The organism is Yimella sp. NH-Cas1, assembly GCF_022359705.1.
Lineage (GTDB): Bacteria > Actinomycetota > Actinomycetes > Actinomycetales > Dermatophilaceae > Yimella > Yimella lutea.
In genome coordinates, this window is record NZ_JAKSGG010000003.1 from 2,325,820 (window position 1) to 2,342,164 (window position 16,345).

Annotated in this window: 10 protein-coding genes; 4 read left to right on the forward strand and 6 right to left on the reverse strand. The window is 67.1% G+C overall.

Annotation, left to right across the window (positions count from 1 at the left end):
- Nucleotides 1-62: 62 nt before the first annotated feature.
- Nucleotides 63-644 carry a hypothetical protein gene (locus MF407_RS11500; RefSeq protein ID WP_170221721.1) on the reverse strand — a complete coding sequence of 194 codons (582 nt, stop codon included), beginning with the start codon at nucleotides 642-644 and terminating at the stop codon, nucleotides 63-65.
- Between the two features lie 170 nt (nucleotides 645-814).
- Between MF407_RS11500 and MF407_RS11505 the strand changes: the two genes are divergently transcribed.
- Nucleotides 815-1,711, forward strand: a complete 897-nt coding sequence (locus tag MF407_RS11505; protein ID WP_239702351.1) for a hypothetical protein — start codon at nucleotides 815-817, stop codon at nucleotides 1,709-1,711.
- A gap of 127 nt (nucleotides 1,712-1,838) precedes the next feature.
- On the opposite strand, the gene MF407_RS11510 is transcribed toward MF407_RS11505, so the two are convergent.
- Complete coding sequence (locus tag MF407_RS11510; RefSeq protein ID WP_239702352.1) at nucleotides 1,839-5,747, reverse strand: DNA-directed RNA polymerase subunit beta'; 3,909 nt, start codon at nucleotides 5,745-5,747, stop codon at nucleotides 1,839-1,841.
- Nucleotides 5,748-5,834: 87 nt separating this feature from the next.
- Nucleotides 5,835-9,320: a DNA-directed RNA polymerase subunit beta gene (gene rpoB / locus MF407_RS11515; RefSeq protein WP_141927647.1), complete on the reverse strand. Its 3,486-nt coding sequence runs from the start codon at nucleotides 9,318-9,320 to the stop codon at nucleotides 5,835-5,837.
- 523 nt (nucleotides 9,321-9,843) lie between these two features.
- On the opposite strand from rpoB, the gene MF407_RS11520 reads away from it, so the two are divergent.
- A complete protein-coding gene (locus MF407_RS11520) occupies nucleotides 9,844-10,389 on the forward strand; it encodes a peptidoglycan-binding domain-containing protein (RefSeq protein WP_239702353.1) in 546 nt (181 codons plus the stop codon).
- Entirely contained in the window at nucleotides 10,386-10,943 is a 558-nt protein-coding gene (locus tag MF407_RS11525; protein WP_239702354.1) for a hypothetical protein, read from the forward strand. Before MF407_RS11520 ends, MF407_RS11525 begins: the two co-directional genes overlap by 4 nt.
- A 414-nt stretch (nucleotides 10,944-11,357) precedes the next feature.
- Here the strand turns inward: MF407_RS11525 and MF407_RS11530 are convergent, their stop codons facing one another.
- Complete coding sequence (locus MF407_RS11530; protein WP_239702355.1) at nucleotides 11,358-11,513, reverse strand: hypothetical protein; 156 nt, start codon at nucleotides 11,511-11,513, stop codon at nucleotides 11,358-11,360.
- 366 nt (nucleotides 11,514-11,879) lie between these two features.
- A complete protein-coding gene (locus MF407_RS15635; RefSeq protein WP_275578254.1) occupies nucleotides 11,880-12,014 on the reverse strand; it encodes a hypothetical protein in 135 nt (44 codons plus the stop codon).
- Nucleotides 12,015-12,101: 87 nt separating this feature from the next.
- Between MF407_RS15635 and MF407_RS11535 the strand changes: the two genes are divergently transcribed.
- Nucleotides 12,102-12,305 (forward strand): hypothetical protein, encoded by a 204-nt coding sequence (locus tag MF407_RS11535; protein ID WP_239702356.1) that lies wholly within the window; start codon nucleotides 12,102-12,104, stop codon nucleotides 12,303-12,305.
- Between the two features lie 119 nt (nucleotides 12,306-12,424).
- Here the strand turns inward: MF407_RS11535 and MF407_RS11540 are convergent, their stop codons facing one another.
- A complete protein-coding gene (locus tag MF407_RS11540) occupies nucleotides 12,425-15,937 on the reverse strand; it encodes an ABC transporter ATP-binding protein (RefSeq protein ID WP_129626004.1) in 3,513 nt (1,170 codons plus the stop codon).
- Between the last annotated feature and the right edge of the window lie 408 nt (nucleotides 15,938-16,345).

The following is a 16,345-nucleotide window of genomic DNA, read 5'->3' on the forward strand; positions in this document are numbered from 1 at the left end:
CTTCGTCGCCGTCACCGTTGTGAGGTGAGGACCCGCGCGGCGTTGGGCGAGAGCTCGGACGGTCAGCTTTCGAGGGTGAGGGCGCGGATGACCGGGGGCATCACGCGGTTGATGTGAGCCGCCATCTGGGCGAACACCTCGGGGTCGCGGCGGAAGGGGTCGACGATCACCGACTCCTCCTCCGAGATCGGGTGGATGTCGGTGCGGCGCTTGCCGACGTGGTCGACCAACCGGCCGACGAACGAGTCGTCCGCGGGACCGAAGAAGCCCCGTTCCGCCGGCGGCACCGCGGCGATGCCGTCGACCATGTGGCTGAAGTCGGCCAGCGCGAACGTGTACTTCAGCGCCTTCGGCTGCAGCGTCACGACGTCCGCTCGGTGGTCACGGGTCGCGGTCAGGATGAGGTCGGCGTCCGCCGCGATCTGCGGGGTGAGCTGACGCGACCGAAACCCGCCGTCGTCGATCCCGAGTGCCTGCAAGTGGGCCAGGCTCTGCGGCTCGATCGGGTGGTTGATCAAGGCCCGGGTGCCCGCGCTCTCGACGTCGTACCCGCGTCCGGCGAGATGGGTCGCCAGCACCCGCTCGATGTAAGGCGACCGGCAGATATTGCCGGTGCAGACGACCAGGATCCGCGCGTTGCTCACGCAGGAGAGACTAACCAGTCAAGCACCGTCCGTGCCCAGGGCACTCGAAGTGCACGAAGTGACTCCGTAGTCGGAGTGCCCTCGTGCATATGGAGTGCCCTGGGGAAGATCGTCCGGATTATCCACACGGCCGTCTGCACGTTCGCTCACGATGCAGCACGCTCCATCCCATGAAACCGGAACGTCTGCTGTTCACCGGCCCGCGCACCCAGCGCGCTGAGGCGCTCGACCAGGACGCGTGGACGCAGGTGCGGCACGGGGCGTTCTACCCGGCATCCGAGTGGGAAGCGCTGGACGCCGGTGAGCGGCACGCACTGCTGGTACACGCGAGCGTCCCGAAATGGGCGGACGATCGACTCGTCTCACACTGGTCGGCGGCAGCACTGCACGGTCTGCCGACCATCGGCAGGTGGCCGAACCGCGTCGCCCTGACCGTCGCCGGGCGCGGCCGCACCTCTCAACACGTCCAGCGCTTTCACCGGGTCAAGGAACTTCCGACCCCTGTGCAGATCAACGGTATTCGTGTGACCGATCCGTTGCGGACCGTCATCGATCTGGCCCGCTGCACCTCGCTGCGCAGCGCGCTCGCCACCGCGGACGCAGCGCTGCGGAAGATGATGTTCGCCATCGAGGCCCTACGGCAGGCAGTGAGCGAGCTTCCGACCGGCGTCCGAGGTAGGCAGGCTGCGCTGCTCGTCGCCGAGCTCGCCGATGAAAGGGCGGAGTCCCCGCTGGAGTCGATGAGCCGCGCGGTGATGTTTCAGGCTCGACTCCCCCGTCCGCAGCTCCAGGTCACCGTGCGCGACGGCCGCGGGTTCATCGGACGCTGCGACTTCGGCTGGGACGGTCTGGTGGGCGAGTGCGACGGGAAGATGAAGTACGGCGCGGACCTGACCGACGACCCGTCCGCGGCCGTGTGGCGCGAGAAGCAGCGCGAGGACCGGATCCGCCGGGTGACAGACCTGGCCAGATGGTGCTGGGACGACGCGTACGCGGAGGGTCCGATGCTGCGGATCCTTGCCGACAAGGGCGTACGTCCGCGCCCTGGTCAGCAGTGGATCGCGTGAGGGCACGCGAAGTGCACGAGGGCACTCCGTATACGGAGTGCCCTGATGCATTTGGAGTGACCTCGGCGTCGAGGGACGCCGAAAGGCCCCGGTCCACGAGGAACCGGGGCCTTTCGAGCACCGTGGGTCAGCTGTCGGAGAAGCCCAGGGCTTCGTCGTCGAGGCGGATGGCCTCGCCACTGCCCGGGCCGAAGACCGGGTAGTCGTACGGCTGGTAGTCCGGCAGGGCGTACAGCGCAGCCTTGGCCTCTTCGGTGGGCTCGACCGACAGGTTGCGGTAACGGGGCAGGCCCGTTCCGGCCGGGATGAGCTTACCGAGGATGACGTTCTCCTTCAGGCCCAGCAGCGGGTCGCGACGACCGTGCATGGCGGCCTCGGTGAGCACGCGGGTGGTCTCCTGGAAGGACGCCGCCGACAGCCACGACTCGGTGGCCAGCGATGCCTTGGTGATACCCATGAGCTCGGGACGACCCGACGCCGGACGTCCGCCTTCGGCGACCGCCTTGCGCGAGGAGTCCTCGAAGCGACCACGCTCGGCCAACTCGCCCGGGAGCAGGTTGGTGTCGCCGGCCTCGATGATCGTCACGCGACGCAGCATCTGGCGCACGATGACCTCGATGTGCTTGTCGTGGATCGACACACCCTGCTGGCGGTACACACCCTGGACCTCGTCGACGAGGTGCTTCTGCACCTCGCGCGCGCCCTGGATACGCAGCACCTGCTTGGGGTCGATCGCACCCTTGACCAGCAGCGCGCCGACCTCGACGTGCTGACCGTCCTCGATGAGCAGCTGGGCGCGCTTGCTGACCGGGTAGGTCTGCTCCTCGCCACCGTCGTCCGGGGTGAGCACGATCGTGCGGGACTTGTCGTCGTCCTTGATCTCGACGCGTCCGGCGGCCTCGGCGATCGGGGCGACACCCTTGGGGGTGCGCGCCTCGAACAGCTCGACCACACGGGGCAGACCCTGCGTAATGTCGTCGGCCGCAGCCGCACCACCGGTGTGGAAGGTACGCATCGTCAGCTGCGTACCCGGCTCACCGATGGACTGGGCGGCGATGATGCCGGCGGCCTCACCGATGTCGACCAGCTTGCCGGTCGCCAGCGAACGTCCGTAGCACATGGCGCAGGTGCCGACACGGGACTCACAGGTGAGCACCGAGCGGACCTTGACCTCTTCGATACCGGCCGCGATCAACTTGTCGAGGTTGACGTCTCCGAGGTCGGAGCCGGCCTTCGCCAGGACGTCTCCACCCACCTCGACGTCGACCGCGAGGTTGCGGGCGTAGACCGAGGACTCCACGTGGTCGTGCTCGACGAGCTCGCCGGACGCGTTGCGCTGGGCGATCGGCATGACCAGACCGCGGTCGGTGCCACAGTCGGACTCGCGGATGATGACGTCCTGCGACACGTCGACCAGACGACGGGTCAGGTAACCCGAGTCGGCCGTACGAAGCGCGGTGTCGGCCAGACCCTTACGCGTACCGTGCGTGGAGATGAAGAACTCCAGCACCGACAAGCCCTCACGGAAGTTGGACTTGATCGGACGCGGGATGATGTCACCACGCGGGCTCACCATCAGGCCTCGCGCACCGGCGATCTGACGGATCTGGAACCAGTTACCACCCGCACCCGAGGCCACCATGCGGTAGATCGGGTTCTTCGGGTCGAAGTTGGCCTGCATCTCCTGCGCGACCTCATCGGCACCCTGGCGCCAGATGTCGGTCAGCTCGTCACGACGCTCCTGGTCGGTGATCAGACCACGGTCGTACTGACCCTGGATCTTCGCCGCGCGCACGTCGTAGCCGGCCAGGATCTCCTTCTTGTTGCTCGGGGTCTGCACGTCACCGATGGCGACGGTGCAACCCGAGCGGGTCGCGAAGTAGAACCCGGCATCCTTGAGTGCGTCCAGCGACGCGGCGACCTGACCCTTGGGGTAACGCTCGGCGAGGTCGTTGATGACCGCACCGAGGCCCTTCTTGTCGATCGCACGGTTCAGGAAGGGGTAGTCCTCCGGAAGCGTCTCGTTGAAGAGCACACGGCCGAGGGTCGTGGCCAGCTTGTAACCGGACGCGCGGCCCAGCTCGTCGACCTCGAAGCCCTCCGGCAGGTCGAAACCTTCCGGCGGCACCTGGTCGAACAGGCGGATGCTGACCAGCGAACCGAGCTTGATCTCGCCCAGGTCGTAGGCCATGCGGGCCTCGGCAGCGGTCGAGAACGTGCGCAGCTCACCGGCTTCCCCACCCTCGGCGGCGACTTCGCCGTCCTCGGACGTCAGGAAGTAGATGCCGGTGATCATGTCCTGGCTCGGCATGGTGACCGGGCGGCCGTCGGCCGGCTTCAGGACGTTGTTGCTCGACAGCATCAGGATGCGTGCCTCGGCCTGCGCCTCGGCGGACAGCGGCACGTGAACGGCCATCTGGTCACCGTCGAAGTCGGCGTTGAACGCGGTGCAGACCAGCGGGTGGATCTGGACGGCCTTGCCCTCGACCAGCTGCGGCTCGAAGGCCTGGATGCCCAGACGGTGCAGGGTGGGTGCGCGGTTCAGCAGCACCGGGTGCTCGGTGATGACCTCTTCGAGGACGTCCCACACCTGCGGACGCTGACGCTCCACCATGCGCTTGGCCGACTTGATGTTCTGCGCGAGGTCGAGGTCGACCAGACGCTTCATCACGAACGGCTTGAACAGCTCCAGCGCCATCTGCTTGGGCAGACCGCACTGGTGCAGCTTCAGCTGCGGACCGACCACGATGACCGAACGGCCGGAGTAGTCGACGCGCTTACCGAGCAGGTTCTGACGGAAGCGACCCTGCTTGCCCTTGAGCATGTCGGACAGCGACTTCAGCGGACGGTTGCCGGGGCCCGTGACCGGGCGACCGCGACGGCCGTTGTCGAAGAGGCTGTCGACGGCCTCCTGAAGCATGCGCTTCTCGTTGTTGACGATGATCTCCGGCGCACCGAGGTCGAGCAGACGCTTGAGTCGGTTGTTGCGGTTGATCACGCGGCGGTACAGGTCGTTGAGGTCGGAGGTCGCGAAACGGCCACCGTCCAACTGCACCATCGGACGCAGGTCCGGCGGGATGACCGGGACGGCGTCCAACACCATCGAAGCGGGGCTGTTGGTCGTCTGCTGGAAAGCGGTGACGACGCGCAGACGCTTCAGCGCACGGGTCTTGCGCTGACCCTTGCCGGTGGCGATGGTCTCGCGCAGCGACTCGGCCTCGGCCTCGAGGTCGAAGGACTCCAGGCGCTTCTGCAGTGCAGCCGCGCCCATGCCGCCCTCGAAGTACAGACCGAAGCGGTCACGCATCTCGCGGTACAGCGTCTCGTCACCCTCGAGGTCCTGGACCTTGAGGTTCTTGAAACGGTCCCAGACCTGGTCGAGGCGCTCGATCTGCTGGTCCGCACGCTTGCGGATCTGCGTCATCTCACGCTCGGCGGACTCACGGGTCTTGCGACGGACGTCGGCCTTCGCGCCTTCCTTCTCCAGCTCCGCGAGGTCGCCCTCGAGCTTGGTGGCGCGGGTGTTGATGTCGCCGTCGCGGCGGTTCTCGATCTCCTTCTTCTCGACCTCGATCTGAGCCTCCAAGGACGGGAGGTCCTTGTGGCGCTGGTCGGTGTCGACGGAGGTGATCATGTAGGCCGCGAAGTAGATGACCTTCTCCAGGTCCTTCGGGGCGAGGTCGAGCAGGTAGCCCAGACGCGACGGAACACCCTTGAAGTACCAGATGTGCGTCACCGGGGCGGCGAGCTCGATGTGGCCCATGCGCTCACGACGCACGGCCGAACGGGTCACCTCGACGCCGCAGCGCTCACAGATGATGCCCTTGAAGCGGACCCGCTTGTACTTGCCGCAGTAGCACTCCCAGTCGCGAGTCGGGCCGAAGATCTTCTCGCAGAAGAGGCCGTCCTTCTCGGGCTTGAGGGTGCGGTAGTTGATGGTCTCGGGCTTCTTGACCTCGCCGTGGCTCCACTGGCGGATGTCTTCGGCCGTTGCCTGGCCGATACGAAGCTCGTCGAAGAAGTTGACGTCCAGCACTTGGTGCTTCCTTCTTTCGTTCTTTCTGGAAGTTTTGTCTCAGTGATCGCGGAGTGCGGGGGCGCGTGGTGCGCCCCCGCGTCCGGATCAGACTTCGTCGACCGAGCTCGGCTCGCGACGGGACAGGTCGATGCCGAGTTCCTCGGCGGCCCGGAAGACTTCCTGGTCCGCGTCCCGAAGGTCGATGGTCTGGCCGTCGCTGGACAGCACCTCGACGTTCAGGCAGAGGGACTGCATCTCCTTGATGAGCACCTTGAACGACTCCGGAATACCCGGCTCGGGGATGTTCTCGCCCTTGACGATCGCCTCGTAGACCTTCACGCGGCCGGTGACGTCGTCGGACTTGATGGTGAGCAGCTCCTGCAGTGCGTAGGCGGCGCCGTACGCCTCCAGGGCCCACACCTCCATCTCACCGAATCGCTGACCACCGAACTGCGCCTTACCACCGAGCGGCTGCTGGGTGATCATCGAGTACGGACCGGTCGAACGGGCGTGGATCTTGTCGTCGACCAGGTGGTGCAGCTTCAGGATGTACATGTACCCGACCGAGATCGGCTCCGGGAACGGCTCACCCGAGCGACCGTCGAACAGACGCGCCTTACCGCTGCTCTCGACCAACTGCTGACCGTCGCGGGTCTTGTTGGTCGACTCGAGCAGACCGGTGATGGCGGCCTCGGACGCACCGTCGAACACAGGGGTCGCGACGCGCGAGCCGGCGGGCGCCTCGTGGGCGTCCTTCGGTAGCTGTGCGGCCCACTCCGGCTCGCCCTCGATGTTCCACCCGCGGCTGGCTGCCCAGCCCAGGTGCAACTCCAGGATCTGACCCAGGTTCATACGACGCGGCACACCGTGCGGGTTCAGGATGACGTCGACCGGCGTCCCGTCCTCGAGGAACGGCATGTCCTCGATCGGCAGGATGCGGGCGATGACACCCTTGTTTCCGTGGCGGCCGGCGAGCTTGTCACCGTCGGTGATCTTGCGCTTGTTGGCCACGTACACACGCACCAGCTGGTTGACGCCCGGGGGAAGTTCGTCGCCCTCTTCGCGGTCGAACACCTTGACGCCAATGACCGTGCCGGTCTCGCCGTGCGGCACCTTCATCGAGGTGTCGCGGACCTCACGCGCCTTCTCACCGAAGATGGCGCGCAGCAGGCGCTCCTCCGGGGTCAGCTCGGTCTCACCCTTGGGCGTGACCTTGCCGACGAGCAGGTCGCCGTCGCGAACCTCGGCACCGATACGGATGATTCCGCGCTCGTCGAGGTCGGCCAGCACCTCCTCGGACACGTTCGGGATGTCGCGGGTGATCTCCTCCGGACCCAGCTTGGTGTCGCGGGCGTCGATCTCGTGCTCCTCGATGTGGATCGAGGAGAGAACGTCGTCCTGCACCAGACGCTGGCTCAGGATGATGGCGTCCTCGAAGTTGTAGCCCTCCCACGGCATGAATGCCACGAGCAGGTTCTTTCCGAGGGCCATCTCGCCACCGTCGGTCGACGGTCCGTCGGCCAGCACGCCGCCGACCTCGACGCGGTCACCGGTGTCGACCAGCACACGCTGGTTGTAACAGGTGCCGGCGTTCGAACGGTCGAACTTGGCGATGCGGTAGGTGGTGTAGGTCGCGTCGTCGTTGGCGACGGTGACCAGGTCGGCCGAGACCTCCTGCACCACACCGGCCTTCTCGGCGCGGACGACGTCGCCCGAGTCGAGGGCGGCGCGGTACTCCATGCCGGTACCGACCAGCGGAGCCTCGGCGCGCACCAGCGGCACGGCCTGACGCTGCATGGCGGCACCCATCAGCGCGCGCGATGCGTCGTCGTGCTCCAGGAACGGGATCAGCGCGGTGGACGCCGACACCATCTGGCGCGGGGAGACGTCCATGTAGTCCACGTCTTCACGCGGGACGTCGGTGGCCTCTCCGCCCTTGGCGCGCACCAGGACGCGGTCCTCGACGAAGTGGTTGTCGTCGGTCAGCGGCGCGTTGGCCTGCGCGATGACGAACTCGTCCTCCTCGTCGGCAGAGAGGTAGTGCACCTCGTCGCTGACCAGGCCGTTCTCGACCTTGCGGTAGGGCGTCTCGACGAAACCGAACGGGTTGATGCGTCCGAAGCTCGCGAGCGAACCGATCAGACCGATGTTCGGGCCTTCCGGCGTCTCGATCGGGCACATACGTCCGTAGTGCGAGGGGTGGACGTCACGGACCTCCATGCCGGCGCGGTCACGGGACAGACCACCCGGGCCGAGCGCCGACAGACGACGCTTGTGCGTCAGGCCGGCGAGCGGGTTGTTCTGGTCCATGAACTGCGACAGCTGGCTGGTGCCGAAGAACTCCTTGATGGAGGCGACGACCGGCCGGATGTTGATCAGCGTCTGCGGCGTGATGGCTTCGACGTCCTGGGTGGTCATGCGCTCACGAACGACACGTTCCATACGGGACAGACCGGTGCGGACCTGGTTCTGGATCAGCTCACCCACGTTGCGCAGGCGACGGTTTCCGAAGTGGTCGATGTCGTCGGTCTCGACGCGGATCGACACGTCCTGCCCGTCACGACGACCCGGCAGCGTGGTCTGGCCGGCGTGCAGCGCGACCAGGTACTTGATCGTCGCGACGATGTCGTCGACGGCAAGGGTCGAGTCCGACAGCGGAGCCTCCAGGCCCAGCTTCTTGTTGACCTTGTACCGACCGACCTTGGCCATGTCGTAGCGCTTGCCGTTGAAGTACAGACCGTTCAGCAGGTTCTGCGCGGCTTCCTTGGTGGGCGGTTCGCCCGGACGCAGCTTGCGGTAGATGTCGATCAGCGCTTCGTCCTGGGTGGTGGTGTTGTCCTTCTCCAGGGTCTGGCGGATCGAGTCGTACTCGCCGAAGTGCTCGAGGATCTGCGCCTCGGAAAGGCCCAGGGCCTTCAGCAGCACGGTGACCGACTGCTTGCGCTTGCGGTCGACGCGAACGCCCACCATGTCGCGCTTGTCGATCTCGAACTCCAGCCACGCGCCGCGGCTGGGGATGATCTTCGCGGTGTAGATGTCCTTGTCGGACGTCTTGTCGATCGAACGCTCGAAGTAGACACCCGGGCTACGGACGAGCTGGGAGACGACGACGCGCTCGGTGCCGTTGATGACGAAGGTGCCGCGGTCGGTCATGAGCGGGAAGTCGCCCATGAACACGGTCTGGCTCTTGATCTCACCGGTGTTGTGGTTCATGAACTCGGCCGTGACGAACAACGGCGCCGAGTAGGTCATGTCGCGCTCTTTGCACTCCTCGATGGAGTACTTGACCTCTTCGAAGCGGTGATCGCGGAAGGAGAGGCTCATGGTCTCCGCGAAGTCCTCGATCGGGGAGATCTCCTCGAAGATCTCCTCCAGGCCGGAGCGCTCGTTCAGGTCGTCGCGCCCGGCAGCCTTCGCCTCGGCGACACGCTCCTGCCAGCGCTCGTTGCCGAGCAGCCAGTCGAAGCTCTCCGTCTGCGGAGCGAGCAGGTCGGGCATTTCCAGGGGTTCGCGAATTTTCGCGAACGAGAGACGGCCCGAAGCCGTCTTCGCCGAGGACAGAGATTGGGTCGCAGTACGCGAGGCAGCCAAGGAGGGTCCTTCCACAGGCCGGGACGGGCGGTTTGTGGCCACACTCAAGCGGCGAATCCATCCCTACCGGTGGGCAGGACAACCGCGGCTTCGCAAATCGGAGATCGTCCCGCCGTGGAGCGGAGATCGGCCGAATGTTGTCGCCGGATCGAAAATGGGTTGCTGAAGAGGGCAGCGCAAAGGTCAACTATAGACACGCGATGCGGAAATGTCCAGCCGCGGGCACAAGACCCCCTACCCCGGGCGACATCAACTGCGAAAAGGGTGCACCGGGGTGGGTGCCGGGGTCAAGAGCTTTCGATGCGCGTGTCGCAGGTGGTCGCTTCTAACGGTGTGCGGACCGCGGCTGCCTTCGAGCTCGCAACTGGCAGCGCCGGCGGCACCAGTTGCGATCCGGATGCCAGAAGCGGGCTCGACCATGACAACCGTTCGACTACCCTTGCGTTGGCCGGAGCACCGCGGGGTCCGCGCAGGCGGTAGGTGCGTCGTCACGTCCAAGGGGTCTCACGTCCAAGGGATTGTCATGACCATTTCTCGTCGCTTCGTACTCGGTTCCGCCGGCGCCGGCATCCTGTTCGGCACCTCGGTGCAGGCTTCGTCGGCCGCCACGTTCGCCGCTGTCACCTCCACGTCTGATCCCAGGAACATCCGGGCGTTCAAGTTGCTGCTGAACGGGCTGGGTTGGCGCACCGCGGTGGACACCACGTACACACGCACCTTCTATGACTTCGTCCGCACGTTCCAGCGGCGGAACGGCTTGCCGGTCACCGGCCTCGGCGACGAAGCAACCATCCGTTTCCTCGCGTCGCGACGCACGGTCGCGGCCGACACCACCTCCTGGCACGCCGGCGCCCTCAAGGTGCTGTTGCACAAGCACGGGTACGTCTTCTCCACCGGCGCGGACGCGACGCCCTACCTGACCGGATCGTCGCTCGCGTTCGCGCAGACGATGCTCGATCTCGGCAACTTCCGCGTCTCGGCCGGTTACGGCCACACACAGTCCAACCCTGATGCCGTCATCTGGACCAGACTCTTCGGCGCCCCGAGAATCGGGGGCTGTACCCGGTGAGTCAATTTTCCTCGTCGGTGAAAGGCACCAACTGCGGGCCCGCGAGCGCGGTCGCGATTCTGGCGTCCCGTGGAAAACTTCCGCGCAAGTGGGCTTACACGACTGCCGGTGCCGGCGCCGCGATCGATGATTTCCGGCGCTCCTGCGCTCTGGACGCCGTGGCCGGGGTCACCGACCGGGACAAGGTCGGCACCGAATACTGGGAACTGCTCAGAGGCTTCGCCACCTACGGCCTCACCGGGCGCCAAGGCGGGATCGCCGACACCATCTCCCTCGGCCGGGCCGGACGCGCGACGATATGCGGCGGGAACATCAGGCAGCTGCCGTGGTGGAGAACGACCTACTCCGGCGACGCATCGCACTGGATAGCTGTGCTCGGCACCGCACCGAGCGGTGAGTTCGTCGTCATCGACCCCTACCTGTCCGGCACCAACGCCTACGCGCGACGCATCACCGAGGCCGGTCTTCGGCTGTACGCATCCACGAACCCCGGATACCGGGTGGGGCACCCCCGTGTGCAGCCGCCGGACCGCAACAGCGTCGTCATCAACTGATCGACACCACGTCAGGATTGCCATGAAGCTCAGCCCCGTTCGGTTCTGCTCCGCCGTCGCCTGCACCGCTGCCCTCGCCCTGTCGGGTGGCGTTGCCGCCCCTGCCGCTCTGGCGGCTGCCACACCGGGTGAGTACGTCCCCCTGCCCTCCCCGACCCGTGTGTTCGACACCCGTTCCCCGACGTTGGCGGCCGGTGAGGCGCGACCGATGCGGACCGACGAATCGCGCACCGTCGACGTCGTCTCCCGCCTTCGAACCGCGTCCGGCGCCACCGTGGCGCCCGACCAGGTGTCGGCCGTGATGGTCACGACGACCGTCGCCAACACCTCGGCTGCCGGTTACGTCACGACGCAGCAGAAGAACACCGGTCGGTCTCCTGCGGTGTCGACGGTGAACTTCCCCGCCGGCAACCATCAACTGGCGAACACGACGATCGTGCCCGTTGCAGCCGACGGAACGCTCGACGTCACCGAGGGTGCCGGGTCGAGCAACGTGATCCTGGACGTCGTCGGCTGGTTCACCAGCGGCGCCACATTGCCGGCCGATGTGGTCACCTCCCAGGTCGACATCACCGACCCGGCGCGGTTCTACGACTCCCGTTTCAACGGTGACGGGCCGCTCGGCGGCGACAGGACACGAGCGATTCGCTTCGAGACGCCGTTCTCGGACGCCGACATCAACACCGCCCTCGTGCAGATGACCGCAGCCTCGCCCACCGGCAACGGCTACCTGCAGGCCTGGGACGGCCGGACGACCACGCCGCCGCCCACATCCGTGCTGAACTTCCGTCGGGGCGAGAACATCGCCTCGTTCGTCGCCGTGCCGGTACGCAAGGTCGCGGCCGGCGTCTTCGAGTTCACCGTCCGTGCCACCGGTGGCCCGACCCACATCGTCATCGATTCGGTCGGGGACGCGGGACGATTCAACGCCGCCACCTACCGTCCGATCACGCCGTGGCGATTCCTCGACACCCGCAGAACCAGCGCGTTGAAGGCGCGGTCGACGCTTTCGATCGCCGTGCCGTCAGCGGCGAACGCGCGCACCGCGAACACCTGGGCGATGGTCGGCAACGCGACGATGATCGCCGGATCGTCCTCGGGGCACTCGTTGTTCTGGAGCGGGGGATTCCGCGACCGATCGCTTCGACCACCAACACCATGGCCGGGCAGAACCGTGCCTCCGGTGCTGCCGTCGCCCTCGGGTACGACCCGACAACCGCGCAGAACAACCGGCTGGGTGTCTACAACGGGTCGGGCGCCGCGGCCCATGTGCTGTTCGACATCTCCGGCCGCTTCGAGGCCTCCCCCGCTGCGGGTGCCGCCATGGCGAAGCGTTCGTGGAGGTACGTCGGTTCGCGCTAGCGGTCCCGACGACGACTGGCCATCCGGACCGCAACTGGACACCCAAATCGCAACTGGCAGCGCCGGCGGCACCAGTTGCGATCTGGAGGTCAAGAAGCGAGCTGGATCGCCAGTTGTGGTCAGCCGGCCAGGTGGCCCCAGTCGTCCGCGAGGTCGCGCCACCGACCGTCGGCGGCGACGCGCCCGTCGACCAGGACCACGACGCGGTCGGCCTGGGCCAACGCGGCCCGCTTCGAAGTGGCTCCTACGACGGTCGCCGAACGATCACGCAGCGCCTTCCACAACTCGATCTCGGTGGTGGCGTCGAGCGCGCTGGAGACGTCGTCGGCCAGCAGCAGTTCGGCGTCCGCGGCGAGCGCCCGGGCCAGTGCGAGGCGCTGAACCTGCCCACCGGACAGGCGAACTCCGCGGTGCCCGACCAATGCGGTCGGTCCACCGGCGGTCTCGACGTCAGGAGTCAGACGGGCGTCGGCGACCGGCTGATCGAACGCCCGGGTGAATCCGAGCTGGACGTTGTCGGCGAAGGTGCCCGACAGGACGCGCGGCACCTGCGCGACGTACGCCACCTGCCCCGGACGCATGAACACCTCGGCGTCGTCGATCTCCTCGCCGTTCCAGGTGAGCGAGCCGTCGTAGTCGATCAGGCCGGCGAGCGCACGCAGCAGACTCGACTTGCCCGAACCGACCTGGCCGAGCAGCAGCACCAGTTCGCCGCGTCGGATGTCGAGCTGCACATCCTCGACGCCGACCGTGCCGTCCTCGTGAATCGCGGTGAGGCCGTGAACCCCCAGCTCCTGCAACGCAGTTCGCGGAGCAACCGGAGCCTGCGGCGCCTCACCTGTAAGCAGGTCGACGCCGTCGGGAAGGCGCATCAGGTCCTGGCCGCCTGCCATCCGACTGGTGGCGGTCTGCCATGAACGCGTGCCCGGCGCCTCGGTGACCACGGCACCGGCGACGCGTCCGAACCAGTCGAAACCGTTGACCGCGTTGACCACGAGCAGCGCCGTCGCCAGACCCCAGACGTCCCAGAGCACTGCGGCCCACGCGACGACGGCACCGGTCTGCACCATCACCATCGGGACGCCGTCCAGGAAGGACTGCACTCGGTGTTCGCGGACGGCAGCATCCACCCGTCCGGCGTCGACCTTGCGCAGGTGGCGGTGCAGTTCGGGGGTGCGGCCGGCGAGTTTGACAGTGCGCGCCGACTCCAGCGTCGATACCAGCGCACGGCCGAAACGGGCTCGGGCGGCGGACGCCTGGGTCGCCGAGCGTCCGGCGATCGGGCGTCCCACTGCCGACGCGAGCGCGGCCGAGAGCATCACGGCGGCGAGGACGAGTCCGGCCAACGGGGTACTTGCGGCAACCGCGGTGAACAGCGCGATCGCCAAGCCGTTGCAGAAGTCGACCCAGCGGTCGGCGTAGCGCGCGTAGCGGTCGGCGTCCATCGCACGGGCCACGACCTCGCCGGCGGGGTCCTTGTGCAGTCGGCGCTGCGCGGTCTGGCCGACGAGCACGGCCATCCGCACCCGCAGCAGCACCTCGACCCACCAGCGCGGGTACCGCGAAATCGCCTCGGCGAGCATGATCGGCCCGATCATCACGCTGGCGACCACTGCGACCAACCACGGCCAGGACAGCGAACCGTCCTGCAGCCGCTCGATCGTCTGGCCCCAGGTGTATCCGGTGACCGCGCCGACCGCGCCGGTCAGGGAGAAGATCAGGAAGAGTCCGACCGAGAGCATGCCCCAGCGCGGACGCACCCATAGTGCCGACCAGATGCCCTTCGCCAGGCTCGGGCCGTTGCCGGTGTCGGGACGCACCGGCGGGTCGGTGCGACGGCGCTGACCGCCCACCGTGGTCACTTCGTCGACGATCTCAGGCTCTGCCTCACCGTCCCCGAGGTCGGCCGCCGTGAGCAGGTCGCGGAAGCGTCCCTCGGACGACGCCAACTCGCTGCGACTGCCGAACTGCGCGACCCGTCCACGGTCGAGGACCGCCACGAGGTCGGCGCGCTCGATCGTCGAAAGGCGGTGTGCGACAAGGATTCCGGTACGTCCGTGCAACAGGCGATCGGACGCGGCGACGACCCGGGACTCGGTGAGCGGGTCCATGCGAGCGGTGGCCTCGTCGAGCACGACGACGTGGACGTCGCGGATCAGCAGTCGTGCGAACGCAACCAGCTGTTCCTCACCGGCCGAGAGCAGCGTGCCGCCCGGACCGAGGAGCGTGTCGAGTCCGTCGTCCAGACCGGCGACCCAGTCGGTGAGGCCGAGTTCGTCGACGACGGCCTCGACCTGGGTGCGCGGGTTGTCGGCGAAGAGCGTGATGTTCTCGGCCAGAGTGCCGGCGATGATCTCGGTGCGTTGGGTGACGACGCCGACCTGGCGGCGCAATGCATGCAGGTCGAGGTCGAGCACGTCGATTCCCCCGATGAGCACCGAGCCACGTTCGGGTTCGACGGCACGGGAGACCAGAGACGCGAGCGTCGACTTGCCCGATCCGGTGCGTCCGACGAGCGCGAGCGTCTGGCCGGCGGGAACGTGGATGTCGATGCCCTCGAGCGCGAACTTGCCCTCGGTGTAGGAGAAGTGCAGGTCGCGGAAGTCGAGGTCGGGGGTCTGGTCGCCGAGGTGCAGACCGCCGGTCGGTTCGGGCGCGACGGCGAGCATCTGACGCAGACGGATCACGGCACCCATGCCCGCCTGCAGGTCGGGAAGTTGCTGAGCGACGTTGCCGATGACGCCCACGAAGGTGCTGGTGATCAGGAACAGCGTCACGATCTGCGCGACCGACAAAGATCCGCGGTCGGCGAGCAAGACACCGGCGACCGCGATGATCGCCAGCAAACCGTGCAACAGCAGGACGGCGCGCAGCGTGATGCGACGTTCGAGCAGGATGACGTTGTAGAAGAGTTCGTGGACCCTGGACGACAGCTGCGCGAGCCGGCGGATCGCGAACGACTGGCCGAGGCTGGTGCGCAGGTCGTCGCGTCCGGCGATGCCCTCCTCGAGGGCGGCGGCGTGGTCGGTCCAGGCGGCTTCCTCGACCACCTTGCGCTCGGCGATCTGGCCCATCAGCGGACGCATCACCAGCAGCGTCAGCCCGGCGAAGACCGGGAACAGCAGCCAGGCCGGCCACCAGGTGAAACCGGCCACCAGCCACATCGGGATGAGCGAGAGCACCGCGCGCAGCACCATCCAGACCTGCATCCGGACGAGTGAGCCGACCTCGTGGGTGTCGTCGTCGACGCGGTCGAGCACCTCGCCCACCGCCTGCTCGGACAGTGCCTCCAGCGGTTGGTGGAGGGCTGCGTCCAGCAGGTCGTCACGCAGTTTGCCCTCGGCGCGGTCGACGACGGTCGCCCACAGGATGCGTCCGGCGGTGTCGAGAACCGCCCCGCCGATGACGCATGCAGCAAGCCACCAGACCAGGGATGCGGTCGGGCTTTGCGCCAATCGCCCAGCGACGACCGTGCCGGCGGTCGCTCCCAGCGCTGCGATCGTGAGCGCAATGATTGCCACCACGGTCAGCGGGTGCTTCAGGCGACGCCAATTCACCTGTCGCTCCGGTGATTTCATCGTCTCGGCAGCGGCAGACTCTTGGATCTTCGTCGGCGTCAGGGTTGTCGTCATGGCGTGGTTCAGGCTATGCCCGACCACTGTCAAGGAGCGAATCATTTTCGGCCCCGTCGAGTAGGTGCGGAGCGTCAGCGGACTCTCGCGCCTTGTCTGAGCCGATGCGAGGTACGAGCGTCGTGTCGAAGGGACGGAAATCGCACACCCAACGGTGGTCGAGTAGGTGCGGAGCGCCAGCGACCGAGATCCCGACAACACGCTGGTCGAGTAGGTGCGGAGCGTCAGCGGACTCTCGCGCCTTGTCCTGAGCCAATGCGAGGTACGAGCGTCGTGTCGAAGGGACGGAGACCACACACCCAACGGTGGTCGAGTAGGTGCGGAGCGTTAGCGGAGTGCCGCGATCGAGACCACACACCCAACGGTGGTCGAGTAGGTGCGGAGCGTTAGCGGAGTGCCGCGATCGAG